The organism is Natronococcus pandeyae (assembly GCF_008122205.1).
Classification (GTDB): Archaea; Halobacteriota; Halobacteria; order Halobacteriales; family Natrialbaceae; genus Natronococcus; species Natronococcus pandeyae.
In genome coordinates this window covers 37,197-53,061 of sequence record NZ_PHNJ01000014.1, presented here as the reverse complement: position 1 = coordinate 53,061, position 15,865 = coordinate 37,197, and the positions used below count along the sequence as shown (strand labels likewise).

The 15,865-nt window shown below is 63.8% G+C and carries 14 protein-coding genes and 1 tRNA gene; 12 read left to right on the top strand and 3 right to left on the bottom strand.

Translation table 11 applies throughout. The annotated features are described in order from the left end of the window. Positions 1–76 precede the first annotated feature (76 nt). A complete protein-coding gene (locus tag CV102_RS20025) occupies positions 77–1,795 on the bottom strand; it encodes a DUF255 domain-containing protein (RefSeq protein WP_148859807.1) in 1,719 nt (572 codons plus the stop codon). Positions 1,796–1,876: 81 nt separating this feature from the next. Here CV102_RS20025 and CV102_RS20020 point away from each other — a divergent pair, with 81 nt between their 5' ends. From CV102_RS20020 to CV102_RS19990, 7 genes are all read left to right on the top strand, one after another. Next, entirely contained in the window at positions 1,877–2,461 is a 585-nt protein-coding gene (locus tag CV102_RS20020; RefSeq protein ID WP_148859806.1) for an FxsA family protein, read from the top strand. A gap of 68 nt (positions 2,462–2,529) precedes the next feature. Continuing rightward, a tRNA-Ile gene (locus CV102_RS20015) sits at positions 2,530–2,603 on the top strand. 517 nt (positions 2,604–3,120) lie between these two features. Continuing rightward, positions 3,121–3,432: a hypothetical protein gene (locus CV102_RS20010; protein ID WP_148859805.1), complete on the top strand. Its 312-nt coding sequence runs from the start codon at positions 3,121–3,123 to the stop codon at positions 3,430–3,432. Further along, positions 3,429–4,019 (top strand): ArsR family transcriptional regulator, encoded by a 591-nt coding sequence (locus CV102_RS26775; protein ID WP_233710753.1) that lies wholly within the window; start codon positions 3,429–3,431, stop codon positions 4,017–4,019. The genes CV102_RS20010 and CV102_RS26775 overlap by 4 nt, the downstream gene beginning before the upstream one ends. A 262-nt stretch (positions 4,020–4,281) precedes the next feature. After that, positions 4,282–6,198, top strand: coding sequence for an asparagine synthase-related protein (locus CV102_RS20000; protein ID WP_148859804.1), 1,917 nt, complete (start codon positions 4,282–4,284; stop codon positions 6,196–6,198). After that, on the top strand, positions 6,191–7,393 hold the full coding sequence (locus CV102_RS19995; RefSeq protein ID WP_148859803.1) for a carboxylate--amine ligase: 1,203 nt from the start codon (positions 6,191–6,193) through the stop codon (positions 7,391–7,393). The genes CV102_RS20000 and CV102_RS19995 overlap by 8 nt, the downstream gene beginning before the upstream one ends. 44 nt (positions 7,394–7,437) lie before the next feature. Beyond that, positions 7,438–8,409, top strand: a complete 972-nt coding sequence (locus tag CV102_RS19990) for an asparaginase (RefSeq protein ID WP_148859802.1) — start codon at positions 7,438–7,440, stop codon at positions 8,407–8,409. 242 nt (positions 8,410–8,651) lie between these two features. Here the strand turns inward: CV102_RS19990 and CV102_RS19985 are convergent, their stop codons facing one another. Beyond that, positions 8,652–9,551 carry a polysaccharide deacetylase family protein gene (locus tag CV102_RS19985; RefSeq protein WP_148859801.1) on the bottom strand — a complete coding sequence of 300 codons (900 nt, stop codon included), beginning with the start codon at positions 9,549–9,551 and terminating at the stop codon, positions 8,652–8,654. A 139-nt stretch (positions 9,552–9,690) separates the two neighbouring features. Between CV102_RS19985 and msrA the strand changes: the two genes are divergently transcribed. From msrA to CV102_RS19970, 3 genes are all read left to right on the top strand, one after another. Then, the gene (gene msrA / locus CV102_RS19980) at positions 9,691–10,356 is read left to right on the top strand and encodes a peptide-methionine (S)-S-oxide reductase MsrA (protein ID WP_148859800.1); all 666 of its coding nucleotides are present in this window, start codon (positions 9,691–9,693) and stop codon (positions 10,354–10,356) included. Between the two features lie 91 nt (positions 10,357–10,447). Next, on the top strand, positions 10,448–11,128 hold the full coding sequence (locus CV102_RS19975) for a DUF502 domain-containing protein (RefSeq protein WP_148859799.1): 681 nt from the start codon (positions 10,448–10,450) through the stop codon (positions 11,126–11,128). Positions 11,129–11,261: 133 nt separating this feature from the next. Next, complete coding sequence (locus CV102_RS19970) at positions 11,262–12,014, top strand: TraB domain-containing protein (protein WP_148859798.1); 753 nt, start codon at positions 11,262–11,264, stop codon at positions 12,012–12,014. A gap of 65 nt (positions 12,015–12,079) precedes the next feature. On the opposite strand, the gene CV102_RS19965 is transcribed toward CV102_RS19970, so the two are convergent. Beyond that, on the bottom strand, positions 12,080–12,424 hold the full coding sequence (locus CV102_RS19965) for a hypothetical protein (RefSeq protein WP_148859797.1): 345 nt from the start codon (positions 12,422–12,424) through the stop codon (positions 12,080–12,082). A gap of 737 nt (positions 12,425–13,161) precedes the next feature. On the opposite strand from CV102_RS19965, the gene rdfA reads away from it, so the two are divergent. Continuing rightward, on the top strand, positions 13,162–13,788 hold the full coding sequence (rdfA, locus tag CV102_RS19960; RefSeq protein WP_148859796.1) for a rod-determining factor RdfA: 627 nt from the start codon (positions 13,162–13,164) through the stop codon (positions 13,786–13,788). 73 nt (positions 13,789–13,861) lie between these two features. Beyond that, positions 13,862–15,832 carry an archaea-specific SMC-related protein gene (locus CV102_RS19955; RefSeq protein ID WP_148859795.1) on the top strand — a complete coding sequence of 657 codons (1,971 nt, stop codon included), beginning with the start codon at positions 13,862–13,864 and terminating at the stop codon, positions 15,830–15,832. Positions 15,833–15,865: the final 33 nt, after the last annotated feature.

The following is a 15,865-nucleotide window of genomic DNA, read 5'->3' as shown; positions in this document are numbered from 1 at the left end:
TGAGGCTCACCCGAGAAACAAAAACGCTGTGGTAGTTTGCTGAATTTCTGACCTGCGGTGTTTGAACCCAGTAAGCCTACTCGAGAACCGTCTGCACTCGCTCGCTCAACTTCTCGGGAGTTTCGGCCGGTTCCGAGACGTGGTCGCCGCGCTCGACGCGCGCGGTGCCGGCCTCGAGGTCGCCGTCGTCGGGAACGACGACCTTCTCGTGGTCCGCGAGCCGCAGCGCCGCGCGATGGAGGTCCGAACCGGGGTCGTCACCGACCCGGAGCACGAGCGGCCCCTCGAGCAGTCGAGCGGTGACCGTCCCGTACTGGGCGATCTGGACGCCGAACCGATCGCTGGCGCCGGCGAACTCCTCGAGGGTCTCCCTGGCGACCGCTCTGTACCGGTCCTCGCCAGTGAGCACCGCGATCTCGAGCAACCCGTCGGCGAGGGCGACGTTCGCGTCCAGTGGTCGTAGCGGTCGGTCGCACAGCCCGACGCCGTCGCCCGCGCTATCGACGAACGAATCCCCGTCGCGGAGCCGCTCGATGGTTGCGTCGGCGACCGCCATCGCGTCGTCGAGGACGTCCGTTCCGAGCGTGCTCGCGGCCGTCGTCAGGGCGGCGAGCGCGCGGGCCTGGTTCGAGAGCAGGGCCACTGGTTCGCCGGTGTCGGTATCGGTCACGCCCCCGTCCGTGCCGTCCTCGAGGACGTGTGCGACGACGCCGTCGACGAGCAGCTCCTCGCGGAGCGTCCCGAGCGCGCGCTCGGCGTACCGCCGGGCTCGCTCGTCGTCCGTGTAGGCGTAGTAGGTGAGTAGCCCTTCGATCGCCAGCGCGTTCGGGCCGGCGAAGACACCCTCGTCGACCGGCGGCTCGTCGGCCCCCTCGCGCTCGGAGGGCTCGAGGCTGTACGTTTCCGGCTCTCCCGGCGCCTGGCTGTTGGCGAACGCGTCGGCGTCGGCGTTCCACAGCGTCGTCGTCAGGAACTCGATGGTACGCTCGGCGGGGTCGCGGTACTCGTCTTTGCCGGTGTGGAGGTAGGCGTTCGCGAACGCGCGCACGAGCGCGCCGTTGGAGTCCAGTAGCTTCTCGTGCTGGAGTCCCGACCAGTCGTCTTCGGTCGCGAACCGGTAGAAGCCACCCTCGTACTCGTCGAGCAGGTTCGCACCGACGGCGTCGAACGAGCGCAGCGCCATCTCGCGGTCGCGCTTGAGCGCGAACTCGAGCGCGTCGGGCAGCGGGAACTTCGGTCCCGACCCCCAGCCGCCGGCGACCTCGTCGTAGGCCTCGGTAAGCTGGCCGAGCATCGACGCCTCGACGTCGCTCGAGAGCGTGCCGGCCGGTGGCTCGTCCTCTCGAAGCGCCCGTGGAACGCGAGCAGCGCCGCTGCCTTTCGTCTCCCACATCGTGCGGACGCTGTCGAGCACCTGGCGCATCCCGTCCGGCCCGAGGTAGCCGGCGCCGGTCAGGACGTTCCCGTCCGGCGCGAGGAAGACCGTCGACGGGAAGCCGCCCATGTTGTACCGATCGCGCACGCGCGGATGACGGTCGACGTCGACTCGGACCGGGACGAAGCCGTCGTTGACGTGTGCCGCGATCCGCGGCTCCGCGTAGGTCTCCTCGTCCATCTCGTGGCAGTGATCGCACCACGTCGCGGTGAGCGAGCACAGGACCGGGACGTCGGCCGCTTCGGCCTCGTCGAAGGCGTCCTGGCCCCACTCGCGCCACTCGACGCGCGTTAAATCGTCCATACTGGACCGTTGGGTGTCCGCGGCGTAAGGGCTTCGTTCGGTTTCGAGCGAGTCCACGGATCGACTCGTTACACGACGAACGTCCGGGTTGCGAAACGAGTGTAAAGGGTTTTCACCCGGCAACGGGTATATTGGGGTATGCTCCGGTGGATCCTTGCGCTACTGCTGATTCCGTTTCTCGATGCGGTACTCCTCGGGTTCGTCGCGACCGCCTACACCGGCTGGATGCTGATGGTCCTGCTGGTCGTGCTGACCGGTCTCGTCGGAATGTTGCTCGTGCGGGCCGAGGGCCGGCGGACGATTCGAAAGATGCAGCGGTCGCTCGCTGAGGGCAGACCGCCGACCAACGAGTTGCTCGACGGCGGCTTTCTGATCGCCTCCGGAGCGTTTCTGCTCACGCCGGGCCTGGTCACGGACCTGCTCGGCTTCCTGCTGGTCGTACCGCTGACCCGAATCCCGATCCGAACCGCCCTCAAACGCTACGTGATCATCCCGTACGCGGACAAGAAGACCGGCGGCTTCGCCAGCGGCAAGGTCTGGACGGTCGGCTTCCCGGACGAGAACGGATCGGGCGCAGGCCGAGCCGAATCGACCGACGGCGGGACGTACGACCTCGGCGAGGACGCTTACTCGGTCGACTCGAACGACGAGGACTCGTACACGATCGATTTCGGCGACGAGGGGGACTCGAGCGACGACACCGACGACCCCTTCGCTCGGTAGCGGTTCGCACAGGTCCAGGAGAAAGAAACGCTTAAACATACAACCGCACAACTATCTGATGCGGACGCGGGCCAATAGCTCAATTAGGTCGAGCGCCACTCTGATAAGGTGGAGGCTCTCGGTTCAAATCCGAGTTGGCCCACTCGATTTCTGGACGACGTTTCCTGCGCCTCTCGAGGATACCCGTCTCTATTCGCCGTGGCGACGCCGCTCGAAGGGAACCGTGGTCGGTTACAGTTCGACCGCACCGATCCACCGTTCCGTTCCGTGCACCGGGCAGAACGACCGGTGGTTTCGTTTACAGTTCGAATCCATACACCAGCCGCATTCACACCACCGTTGCAGTGACTGGTCCGGGATGACCCGCCTGCAGAGCGTACATCTGGACTTCATATTCTATGCTATGCGGTGACACACCATAGTCCTATGCGATGTAACGAGCCAGTTTCAACTACTGTCCGTACTGAAAGCTAGAACAGAACGTTAGCGGCGCGTTTCTCGCCCGTCTTTCTCTTCGACTCGCGGTGTTGCGCGTCTGAGGGGCTCTCGAGCCAAAGTATCCCGATTGTATCCGTCTCGAGCCCGCGAGATGGTCTCAGCAGGGTGTTCGCGGACGCTTTGATAAGAGTCATATTCGACACGCCCGCAATATATACTCGATGCACGACTGCGTCGTCTACGAGGCCTCCGTTCTCTTTGCAGTTGTGACGGGGACGAGCGCGACGCTGCTTTCGCTACTCCTGTGGTCGGTATTTCGTCGGTCGCCGATCGGGAAGGCCGTGTTCGGCCTCCTCGTCGTCATGTCGCTGTTTACCGTGCAGAACGCGCTCGTGTTGCTCTTTAGCTGCGATGTGCTCTTCGTTCGGCTTCTCAAGAGCGGTATCAATACGGCGGCCCTCGCCGTCGTCATCCTCCTCCTCGTCACCACTCACACGTTCGAGATCGACTCGTTGAGAGGTGAACGGCCGTGACGAACGTCCCGCCGCTCGTCGCGTACGACCTGGTCGTCGGGATTCTCGCTAGCCTCGGGCTCAGTTATCTGCTGTACGCCAGGCGAGCGCACCTCCTCTACCGACCGCCGATTATCGTCTCGTTCGTCGGGCTGTTCGTGTTCGTCCTCGGTGATCCACTGACACAGCTGTTCTATCGGCCGGCGATTCACTTCGTCCAGGGTGTCTCCGCATTGTTGATCGCCTACGGAATGTACGATCCGATGCACAACAGACTCCGACGGACGGAGTGGTCGGTGTTCCTCCTCAGGGATCCGAGCGTCGTCCGATCGAATCCGGACTGGATGACGCCGATGGACGATCACGTCCTTCAGACGCTCAAGACGTCGGAACTCGTCCTAACGCCGTCGATTATCGCACTCAACATCGACCGGAGCCGCGAGGCGGTCAGCCGGCGATTGACCGAACTGTCGGATCGCGGTTTCGTCGAGCGGGTCGACCGCGGAAAGTACGAAATTACGACCGTCGGTGAACAGTATCTCGACGGCGAACTGCCTGTCCGGGAGAGCGAAGACGACACGCGGTCCAGTCTCTCGGGAGACGATTAGCCCACGTCTCCTGTAGACCGGAATATCGGCCGTTTAACAGTTGTTTAACACCTGTCCTGGTCCGTTCGTCCTGCCCTCACTGATTCGTGACCGGTTTCCTCACTGATCCGTGACCGTCGACGTACAACCATTTTTGAAAGTTAGCAATTGTATAGTAAATATACTGAAAAGTGTCGTCCCTGGTATGATCTCGTTACCCCAGGAAGAGAGACTGGCGATGCCCGAACTGGACTGGACTGATCTGGCGAGGAGGTGATCATAAATGAGGTACACGCACGGTGTAATCTGCGCTGACGGTTCGCTGTCGGGGGACCCGTTCGACGACTGGTTCTCGTCCGATCCCGGGATCCAGTACCTGACGGACGACGTCGCGATCGCGACGGAGCCGCGAGAGTGTCGGTCCTCGAGCCAGCCCGTCGCAGCCGAGGGCGAAGCGGTCGGATTCTGGCTCCTCGGTGACGTGTACGGGTACGACGCGAGCGCCGTCGGTCGATCTGGGGGGTACGAGAGTCGACCCTCGGATGTCGATCCGGCACAGTACTGTGCGTCGCTGTACGAACGCGAGGGGCGACGCTTCGTTTGCGGACTCAACGGAAACTTCACGCTACTTATCTACGATCGAGAGCGCCAGCAGTTCACGCTCTGTACTGACCGGTTCGGGACGGTGCCGGTTTACTGGACCCGGACACACGACGGCCAGGTGGTATTCTCGACGAATATTCAGTTCCTTCCCTCCCACCCGGCGGTCGAGACGTCGTTCGATCCGGCGTATCTGCACGAGTATCTCGCGTTCCGGCGCACGTTCGGCGTCAGAACCCCGCTCGAGGGCGTCGAGAAACTCGAGCCGGGGACGCTCACGACTGTCTCGCTCGCCGACGGCACGCTGACGACCGACCAGTACTGGCGTCCCCGGTACCGGCCGCGCGACGAGTCGTTCGAGTGGTTCGTCGACGAGTTCGCACGTCGGTTCCGGACGGTCCTCGACGAGTGGACGGACGACGGGCGCGAGCACGGCGTCTTGCTCTCCGGCGGCAGCGACTCGCGGCTCGTCCTGGCCGGCCTCGACGACGCGACCTGCTTCCACATGAACGACTGGATGAACCGCGAGGCTCGCACCGCGGAACGGGTCGCCTTCGAGGCCGACGCCGAGTTCGAACTGCTCGAGCGGGGGGCACAGTACCGAATCGACGCGCTCGAACGAAACCGGTGGGCCGGGTCGTTCAACGGCTGGTTCAGTCAGCCGTACACGAGCGGGTTCGAAGACGAAATCACCGGCCAGGTCGACGCGCTCGTGTCCGGACTGTACGCCGACTCGCTGTTCGACGGCTTCAGCGTCCCCTCACCGACCGTCTCTCTGGGCTCGCTCGGGTCGGTGACGGTCCCGATCGAACGGTCGATCGAGACGATCGACGATTACGTCGATCTGCTGCTCGAGTCGGCTCACGACGAGTTCGACGTGGGAACTGACCTTCGATCGGTGCTCGAGGCGAACATCTACCGCGACGGCGAGGGGATCGTCCACCACGGCGTCACGTACGACTCGCTCGACGAACTCGTCTACTACGGCGACTGCTATCCGCTCTCGAACGACGACGACATGCGGTTTCACACCGATCTTCGTCGAATGCTTCCCTACCGGTCGCCGTTTCTCGACAACCGGCTCATCGAGCTCTCGCTGTCGCTGCCGATCCGGTACCGGCTTCGCCGAAATCTCGTCGGGCAGGCGGTCGACCGCCTGAGCCCCGACCTGGCGGCGATCCCACACGCGAGCACTGGCGTCTCTCTCTCGCAGCCGTTCCCGGTCGAGTACGCCGGCAAACACCTGCTCGAGTTCTGGCAGAAACACGTGACGAACCGAACGCCGCCGAAGCCGTATCTGACCGACGGTCCCTGGCTGGACGACGCCGAACTGCTCCGATCGCACGAGTTTCCGGCCACGGTGCTCCGACAGCGGGCCGATCTCGCCGACGGGCTTCCCGGCCTCGACGCCGATGCGGTCCACGAACTGTACCGCGAACACCAGCACGGTGAAAACCGGGTCGGCGAACTCTACACGCTGTTGACCGTCCTCACGATGCCGGTAACGGAACACGTTCTCGCCCGCGATTCGGCCGTCCTGGACGATGGGCAGCCGATCGATACGCGATCGCTCCAGAAGCGGGTGATCAACGTTGCCTGACGAACGCGACGCCGTCGTGATCACGGCCTCGCGATACCCACACGGGTACGCGTCGATCCGGTCGCTCGCCGCCCGCGATGTCCACACCGTTGCGGCGGTGGACGACGAGACGCTCAGCGTCACCGCCTCCCGATACTGCGACGAGTCGGTGCTCGTGGCGCCGCCGAGCGATCTACCGGCGTACAAGGATGCGCTGCTGGGACTTGCTGCGCGGCCGGACGTCCGAACGATCGTTCCCCACCGGCCACACGATACGTACCTCCTCTCGAAGTACGCCGACGAGTTCGAGCGCCACATCGACGTGGTCGTCCCGGAACTCGAGACGCTGAAAGACGTTCACGACCGCAAGCGGCTCGCGGAGGCCGCGGACCGCGCCGGCGTGGCGATCCCGGAGACGAAACTGCTCGACGACGTGGACGACTGGAGCGGCAACCGGATCGTCAAATCCCGGTACAACCTGCTCACGGACGAGTATCTGGAGTCGTTCGAGTTCGAAGACTCGAAGATCGCGAAGTCGGTCGAGCACGTCCCCCCGGGCGAGACGCCCGACACCGACGCGCTCGTCGAGAAGATGAATCACGAACCGATCGTCCAGGAGTACGTCGAGGGGAACGACGAATACGTCTTCGGCGCGCTGTACGATCGCGGGGAGGCGCTCGCGACCTTCCAGCACCGCCAGTTGCGCGGCGACTCCTACACCGGTAGCGGCGGCGTCTACCGCGAGACCGTCGACGTTCCTGCCCTCGAGGAGGCCGGCCGGGCGATCCTGGACGAACTCGAGTGGCATGGACTCGCCTGCATCGAGTACATTGAGGACGCCGAGACGGGCGAGTTCTCGATCGTCGAGATCAACCCGCGGATGTGGCAATCGCTCGGCTGTGCGACCCACGCGGGTGCTGACTTCCCGCACTGGTACTGGCTCGCGGCGACGGGTAGCGCCGACGAGATCGAACCCGGCTACGAGGTCGGCACGGGTACGCACTACCTCTACGGCGAACTCGAGCACCTCGTCAGCGTCGCCCGCGAGGAGTCTCCGTTCGTCGAACGCCCCTCCCTGGTCGGCCGAACCGGGGAGATTCTCCGGTCGTGTTACGAGGTCCCCAACTTCGACTACCTCCACCTGGACGACCCGCGACCGATCGCCCGCCAGGTCCGGAACGAACTCGAGGGAGCGGTGACGAGACGGTTCGGCTGAGGCGCTCGCACACCTTTTCGTCCGTCGCCGTCGAAGCCGTCGATATGGACGTGACCGTTTGCAGCACCGGCGGCACCATCGCGAGCACCGACGCGGCCGGCGGTGCGACACCGACGCGAACGGGTGAGGAACTCCTCGAGGCCGTTCCCGAGATCGACGAGTACGCGACGCTCACCGTCGAGGAGATCGCCCAGACACCGAGCTACGAGATGGATGCGGACACGCTCGAGCGGATCGGCGACCGGGTGCGGGAACTCGACGGCGAACCGACGGTCGACGCCGTCGTCGTCACGCACGGCACGGACACGCTCGAGGAGACGGCCTACTATCTCGACGTTACCGTCCAGCCGGACACGCCGGTGTTCCTGACGGGCGCACAGCGCCGCCCGGACGAGGTGAGTCCGGACGGACCGAGCAATCTGCTGACGGCGGTTCGTGCGGCGACGCAGTTCCGCGAACGTGGCGCGGGCGGCACGTTCGTCGCGTTCGACGAGGAGATCCACGCCGCGCGATCGGTGACGAAGACGCACACGTCTGCTCTTGAGGCGTTCCGATCCGTAACCCGAGGGCCGGTTGCGACCGTCGACCGCGACCGCGTCGCGGTCCACCGCACGCCCCGAAGCGAGACGCGCCCGCTCGCGGCGACCTCGCTCGCAGCGACCGTCTTCACGATCAAGAGCGGGAGTTGCGTCGCCGGGGAACTGCTCGAGGCCGCGCTCGAGCGGGGCGCGGACGGACTCGTCCTCGAGGCCACCGGCCTGGGAAATGCGACCGCGGGGATAGCCGAGGGCGTCCGCGAAGCAATCGACGCTGGGGTGCCGGTCGTCGTCGCCTCCCGCTGTCTCGAGGGACGAGTCGTGCCGATCTACGGCGGTGAGGGCGGCGGCGAACGGCTCCGGGAGTACGGCGCCATCTTTGCCGGCGACCTCCCCGCACAGAAGGCCCGGATCCGACTCGCGCTCGCGCTCGAGGCGTACGAAGACGAGACGGGGATTCGAGACGCGTTCGCCGAGTAGTGAGCAGTAGAGAGGGACGATTTGCTAAGTACGTGTGCATACCGAACTTTTTCCGCCTCGGATTCGCTCGCTGTACTCGCTCACCCTCGGCGCAAAAACTTCGATGAAAAAGGCCGCTCACTCGCTTCGCTCGTTCGCGGGTGCTGGCCTCGAACCGCTACCGCAGCGTTACCTCCTCCGCCTGTACGTACCACGAAGTTTCACGTGAGGGTTCGAGTAAGAAACAGCAGTACCAACTACTGTTAGACGTACTCGCTCTCGCTTTCGTACACCGACGGGTCGTCCCTGAACTTCTCGGCGACCGTCTCGAGCGTGACGAACTGCGCGTTCTCGTGGCCCTTCACGTAGCGGATGAACTCCTCGAACAGCGGGATCATGTGTGGCAGCCCGTGGATGTCCGGATGGATCGTGAACGTGTAAACGCCCGCGCCCCGCCGGTCGTACAGGAAGTCGAACTGTCGTTTGTAGTACTGCTCGTACATCATCTCCGGATCCTTGTAGCCGGCGTGGTAGATCGGCTGCTTGATGAACAGCATCGGCGGGATGTCGTCCCGGTACCAGCTGATCGGGATCTCGACAATATCCGTCTCCTCACCGTACTGGTAGGGCTCCATCCAGGTCTCGGGATCCTCGTCGTAGTCGATCGTCTCCCAGCTGTCGCCCTTTCGCATCCAGCCCGGTTCGAACTGGCGTTCCATCAGGCTGCTGTCGTACTCGAAGCCGTGCTTCTCGACTAACTCGGGCGTGTTCTCGCTGAACTCCCACCAGCTGGCGCGGTGGCCAGTGGGCGCAGAGCCGGTGACGTCCTCGATGAGTTCGATCGATACCTCGAGAATCTCGTCTTCCTGCTCTCTCGAGAGGTCGGTCGGGTTCTCGTGTGAGTAGCCGTGGACGCCGAGTTCGTGGCCGGCCGCTGCGACGTCCTCGATCTCGTCGCGGAAGGTCTCGATCGTGTGCCCGGGGACGTACCACGACGTCTCGACGTCCGTCTCCTCGAAGAGCGCGAGCATCCGAGGGATGCCCTCGTTCCCGGCGGACAGCCCCCGGGAGAGATCCGCGGGGGAGTCTTCACCGCCGTACGAGCCGAGCCAGCCGGCGACGCAGTCCGCGTCGACGCCGATCGCAACGTCAATGTCTCCCATAGTGCGTTCGGGACGACCACCGACCAGCCTGAAGTAAGGCTATCGACCACGCTCGTGACTGTATTCGACGGTGACCGTTCGCATCGACGGCGATCGGTCGCGGCGACACAGGCATACGGCTTCGGCCGAAGAATTCCATATGACACGGACGAGCGAGGCGGCGGCGGAACCGGCGCTGCTCGAGGACGCGCCCTTCGAGGCCCCGGACGGAACGGCGACAGCGACGTTCGGGATGGGGTGTTTCTGGGGACCGGACGCCCGGTTCGGCGCGCTCGAGGGCGTCGCCCGAACGAAAGTCGGCTACGCGGGCGGGACCGAACCCGATCCCACCTACTTTTCGTTGGGCGACCACACGGAGGTCGTTCAGGTCGCGTACGACCCCGCAGAACTGTCCTACGAGGATCTACTCGAGGTGTTCTGGACGAACCACGACTGGAGTACGTCGGCACCGAAACGACAGTACCGTAGCGTCGTCCTCGCCCACGACGACGAGCAGTACGAGGTTGCGCGCCGTGAACGGGCCGCGCTCGCGGAGCGAACCGGCCGGTCGGTGTCGACCGACGTCGAACGGCTCGAGGGATTCACTTCTGCAGAGGAGTTCCACCAGAAGTACGAACTGCAGTCGACGCCGGTCGTCGGGGACGAACTCGCGAGCCTGTACGGCGACGGGTTCGTCGAGTCGACGGTCGTCGCACGACTCAACGGGTTCGTAGCCGGTCACGGATCGCCGGCCCAACGCGAGGAGGTGCTGGCTGCGCTGGACCTTCCGGCGCCGATCCTCATGGAACTTCGCCGTCACCGCTAATGACACCTGTTCAGAACCACTCGCACGTTCGGCCGACATCTAAACCTATTCATACGATGCAGCGAATAGCCGTACGTGTGGGGGAAGTAACATGAGCTCGTGGAAGCGAGACTTCGGGAGAGGGCTCATCGTTCTGGTTCCGATTCTCGTCACGCTGTTCATCGTGTACGTGCTCTACTCGTTCGTCGCGAACGTCACTCCAGCGGTGATGCTCGACGGCGATGCGCTCGGCACGGTGCTTGTCGGCGTCAACGAGGAGACGCTCGAGCACCTCGCGGGCGTGGTTCGCGTCCTCGTTTTGCTCTCGATCGTCGCGCTGTTGATGTACGGAATCGGAAGCCTCGCGCGAACGACGATCGGCGAACTGTTCGAAGCCTGGCTCGATCACGCGGCGAATCGCGTTCCCGGGCTGCGGCTCGTCTACAACGCGTCCAAAAGCACGACCGAGGTGACGGTCGGTACGGACGCGGTACAGAGCCCGGTCAAATTCGAACTCTGGGACGGGCTTCGAATGACTGGGTTCAAAACCGGCCATCGAACCACGGACGGGCGCGTGATTCTCTTCTTGCCGACGGCGCCAAACATTACCACCGGCTTCGTTCTCGAGGTGGATCCCGACGATATCACCGAGCTAGACGAGAGCGCGGAAGCGGCGCTCACGCGGATCATCAGCGCCGGCTTCGGCGACGCGACGCGTTCTCGAGGCGAGAGTAGCGCCGAACAGCTGATCGACGGCGCGGACGATCAATCGTCCCACCGGCCCAACTCGTAGAGAGGACGCCGCAGACGGCATTTCAGCGCTCGAGGCATCATTCTGTCGGCCATCTGGCGCACTCCTGACCGGCCTGGAGTCGACGCGGAACACTGTTAGCTTCAAGCCCGTGGTCGACGAACTGTGCGAACGAATGTCTGACCAGGGAACCATCACCTTCGTCCCCAGCGTCCACTTCTCGAGGACCCACCGACAGCGAGCGCGCGAAACGATCCGAACCGTCGAACCCGACGTCGTCGCCGTCGAACTGGACGAGCGCCGGTTCGAGAATCTCCAGCAGGATCGGCGGCCGAACCCGATCGAACTGGCTCGCGACCTCCCACCGCCGGTGGCGGTCGGATACACGGTACTGCGAGCGATACAGCAGACCGTCGTCCGACTGTCCGGTCTCGATCCCACGAAAACGGATATGGAGACGGCAATCGAGACGGCTGCCGAACTCGACACCGAGGTCGCCCTCATCGACGAACCGATGTCACAGACCGTTACCGCCCTTATGAACCGTATCGGCCCCGAGACGCTGCCGAGGCTGCTGTTCCGAACCCAGTCGCTGGGTCCCGAGGAGTACGCCCGGCAGATGGAAGTGGTGGCGACCCCGTTCTCGGAGATCGATCACGGCGACGACGTTCAGCCGGTGATCGACAACATGCGGCTGCTGCTTCCCGAAGTGGCGGGAGTCCTGATCGATCAGCGTGATCGAGCGATGGCAGAACGCCTCCACCGGCTTCGCTGCGGGGGATACGACGTCGTCGCGATTATCGGTGCCGGACACCACAACGGGATCCGTCGGGCACTCGAGGACCTCGAGGCGGAGTCCGCTGATCTCGACGTGCGCGTCCCTCTCAAGCAACCGTCGCGCGAGGTAACGCAGATCCCCATCGACTGACGAGTGGCGTCGTCGATACCGCCGGCTACTCGCGATCTACCGACGGAGCGTTTCCGGAGCGAGCGTCAGTTCCGTCCGTTTCGACCGGTACTTTCGGGCTTCTCCGGCAGGTGCTGATACCGGTAGAGCTCTCCGTCCTTGAGTATGACTACGAGAACGTCGCGCTCTTCGATACTGTCGAACTCGTCGACGTCGAGGACGAGTTGATCGACCACCTGGTTGTCCTCCTCGAGCAGCAGTACGACGTATCGTCCGTCGACGATTCGGTCGACGACGCCGATGTACTGGTCGGCCCCTTCGGAAGGGTCGGATCGTGCGCTGACTGCTGTCGACGCGGCGACCGTCGAGACGCCGAGGGCGCCGATCGTTCGGAGTGCAGTTCGTCGTGACAGTTGGTTGGAACCTGTCATACCCCGGTTGGCCGCGGTTTGGTATATAAAACCGCGGACGGCTGTAACGGCGGTGTTCAGAGTACACCGACTCGCCGAGAATCGACCACCACGAAAGCCCCTTTCAGCCCCACCCACGATGGCCGGCCAGGCAACCGACTCGGGTGGGACTGAAAGGGGCTGGGCCGCTCGGGGACGGCGGGCGATGCAAGCATGTGAGCAAAGCGAGCCCCTGACTCGAGCGGCCCAGAGGCTTTCGTGGTGGTCTCACCGGACGCTGAGTACTCACGGTCGTAGTTGAACACGGCCGCTGTAACTGACCAGACGAGCGGTATCTCGAGCGTCCGTAGGCCGAAAATCTAAGAAAGTAGAGTGGATAGCGAATATGACTGATAGCAATCAGTTTGGCGCCGATGGACCGCTTTCGAAATGAAACGCGTGTTATTCAGATATGGCGGATATGGCCCTCGAAAACGCCGTAAGATAGGGCCCTCGTCTGGCGGGTGTGTCAAGATCGTTTTTGTGATTGTTTCTCTCCTTTAGTGCGAAAGTAGGGGATAGAAGCGGTAAAAAGGCGACAGAAAGAAGGAACGGAAAGGTGACACTCGTCTTGATCTCGATAGAACATGTCTATTAACATTACATATAGTTACTATGGTTTCATCGGGAAGTTAACCAGTATCGGATTACGGCCATACTTCTGTAAAGGCTACGAGTTCTCGGAATCCTTTTTGCTGACTGCGTCTATCGCTGTGATAGTGACTGACCGTAGTGATTCCGCGGACCAGCGCGCGGCGTGTTGCAAACTCGGACGAGTCGCGGACGGGTACGACCTCTCGAGGCTCGACGACGACCTCGTCGCGTACTGGACCGGCGAAGACGACGAACAGTACAGTACGCGGGAACTCGCGACGCTCGTCAACGAGCGCGTCCTCGAGGCGGCGCTCCAGGAAGCCGGCGTCTCGTACAAGGAAGGCGAGATCGAGAACACCTATCGGCTGCTCACCGACGACGACGTCACCAGCGGGACCCGGGTCCAGACCCGGAACGAACTCGAGCGCGACGGCGTCCCGGTCGAGTCGGTCGAATCCGACTTCGTCTCCCACCAGACCGTCTACAACCACCTGACCAAGTGTCTCGAGGCGTCCCTCGAGACGCCGGACGACGAGGAGCGCCTCGAGCGCGGCGGGGAGAAACTCGGCGCGCTCCAGAACCGGACCGAAGCGGTGACGGTCGATACGATCGCCCAGCTACGGCGCAACGACGTGATCGACCTCGGCGAGTTCGACGTGCTCGTCTCGGTGACAGTGACCTGCGAGGAGTGCCACCAGCAGTTCACCGTTCGGGAACTGCTCGACGAGCGCGCGTGTGGGTGTGCGAACTGACGGGAGAGTAAACTGTTTTGGCTGGGCGCTGGATGTGATAATACCTATTTGTCTGGCCCCTCTACTCGGCTCTATGAAGACGAATCAGAACGTAGAGAACCGTGAGACTCCCGAGCAGGCGGCGCTCTCGGTCACTAACATCGGTGGAATCGAAGAGACGTCCGTCTCGTTCCAGCAGGGAATTACCGTTCTCTCCGGACGTAACGCGACGAATCGGACGTCGCTGCTCCAGGGAATCATGGCGGCGCTCGGGAGCGACCGGGCGAGTCTCAAAGCCGACGCCGAGGAGGGCTCGGCGGTCCTCGAGTTCGACGACGAAACGTACCGACAGACACTCCGCCGGCAGAACGGGACGATCGTCACCGACGGCGAGCCGTACCTCGAGGATCCGGAAATCGCGGATCTGTTTGCGTTCCTGCTCGAGTCGAACGAGGCGCGTCGGGCCGTCGCGCGTGGCGACGAACTCCGCGACCTGATCATGCGGCCGGTCGACACCGACGCGATCAAGGCGGAGATCCGACAGCTCGAACAGCGAAAACAGCGCCTCGACGAGCAACTCGGCGAACTCGACGACCGCGAGGATCGCCTCCCCGACCTCGAGGCGAAACGAACGCGGCTGGCCGACGAGATCGAGGAGCTCCGCGAGGAACTCGAGACGGCAGAGGAGGCCCTCGAGTCGACGAACGTCGACGTCGAAACCCGACGCGAGGAACGATCGGAACTCGAGACGAAGCTGGACGAACTCCGCGATACCCGCTCGGAGCTCGAACGCACTCGCGACCGGATCGATACCGAGCGCGAGAGCATCGAGGCGCTCGAGGACGAGCGCGAGGAGGTGGAGGCGAACGTCGACGAGCTCTCGACGGGCGAGGAAGCCGACATCGGTCGGCTGGAGGCGGAGATCGACGCGCTCCAGGACCAGAAGGACGGTCTCAACGAGGAAATCTCGCAACTGCAGCGGACGATCCAGTTCAACGAGCGGCTGCTCGAGAACCCTGGCGAGTTCCTCGCGGGTAACGGCGGCAGCGCCGGAGGCGACGGCGCCCTCACCGATCAACTGCTGGCCGAGGGTGACTCGGAGACGGTCACCTGCTGGACCTGTGGCTCGTCGGTCGCGACGGACCAGATCGAAACCACGATCGAGCAGCTCCGGACGGCACACCAGGAGCGACTCGAGGAGCGATCGACTATCAACGACGACCTCGACGAGAGACGAGCGACGCTCACCGAGATCAACGAGAACCGGACGGAGTACCGGCAGGCGACCCGCCGTCTCGAGTCGATCGACGACGAGATCGAGCGCCGCCGCGACCGGATCGACGAGCTCACGAGCGAGCGCGAGTCCCTGACCGAGGAGATCGACGACCTCGAGGACGAGATCGACGACCTCGAGAGCGACGGCTCGGAGGACATCCTCGAACAACACCGCGAGGTCAACCAGCTCGAGTTCGAACTCGAGCGCAAGGAGCGCGAGCGCGACGAGGTCGAAGACGAGATCGCGTCGGTCGAGGACCGACTCGGCGAGCGCGAGGGTCTCGAGGCGCGCCGCGAGGAGGTCACGGAAGAGCTGACCGACCTGCGCACCCGCATCGACCGGATCGAAGAGGACGCGGTCGAAGCGTTCAACGAGCACATGGACAACCTCCTCGAAACGCTCGGCTACGACAATCTGGACCGAATCTGGATCGACCGGACGACCCGCGACGTCCGCGAGGGCCGCCGGAAGGTGTCGAAGTCATCGTTCGACCTCAAGATCGTCCGGAGCACCGACGAAGGTGCGGCCTACGAGGACGCGATCGAGCACCTGAGCGAGAGCGAGCGCGAGGTGACCGGACTCGTGTTCGCGCTGGCCGGCTACCTCGTTCACGACGTCTACGAGACGGTGCCGTTCATGCTGCTCGACTCGCTCGAGGCGATCGACGCCGAGCGGATCGCGGCTCTCGTCGAATACTTCGAGTCGTACGCACCCTACCTGGTCGTCGCGCTGCTCGAGGAGGACGCCGAGGCGCTCGCCGAGGAGCACGACGTCGTCACCGAAATCTGACGACGCCCACCGAGTTCCGAGGCCGTACCGCTT

Excerpts from the sequence above, each read along its gene's own strand:
- CV102_RS19990 (WP_148859802.1), top strand. The coding sequence starts at position 7,438 with ATGGACGTGACCGTTTGCAGCACCGGCGGCACCATCGCGAGCACCGAC.
- msrA (WP_148859800.1), top strand. The coding sequence starts at position 9,691 with ATGACACGGACGAGCGAGGCGGCGGCGGAACCGGCGCTGCTCGAGGAC.
- CV102_RS19955 (WP_148859795.1), top strand. The coding sequence starts at position 13,862 with ATGAAGACGAATCAGAACGTAGAGAACCGTGAGACTCCCGAGCAGGCG.
- CV102_RS20020 (WP_148859806.1), top strand. The coding sequence starts at position 1,877 with ATGCTCCGGTGGATCCTTGCGCTACTGCTGATTCCGTTTCTCGATGCG.
- CV102_RS19965 (WP_148859797.1), bottom strand. The coding sequence starts at position 12,424 with ATGACAGGTTCCAACCAACTGTCACGACGAACTGCACTCCGAACGATC.
- CV102_RS20010 (WP_148859805.1), top strand. The coding sequence starts at position 3,121 with ATGCACGACTGCGTCGTCTACGAGGCCTCCGTTCTCTTTGCAGTTGTG.
- CV102_RS19975 (WP_148859799.1), top strand. The coding sequence starts at position 10,448 with ATGAGCTCGTGGAAGCGAGACTTCGGGAGAGGGCTCATCGTTCTGGTT.
- CV102_RS19985 (WP_148859801.1), bottom strand. The coding sequence starts at position 9,551 with ATGGGAGACATTGACGTTGCGATCGGCGTCGACGCGGACTGCGTCGCC.
- CV102_RS20000 (WP_148859804.1), top strand. The coding sequence starts at position 4,282 with ATGAGGTACACGCACGGTGTAATCTGCGCTGACGGTTCGCTGTCGGGG.
- CV102_RS19970 (WP_148859798.1), top strand. The coding sequence starts at position 11,262 with ATGTCTGACCAGGGAACCATCACCTTCGTCCCCAGCGTCCACTTCTCG.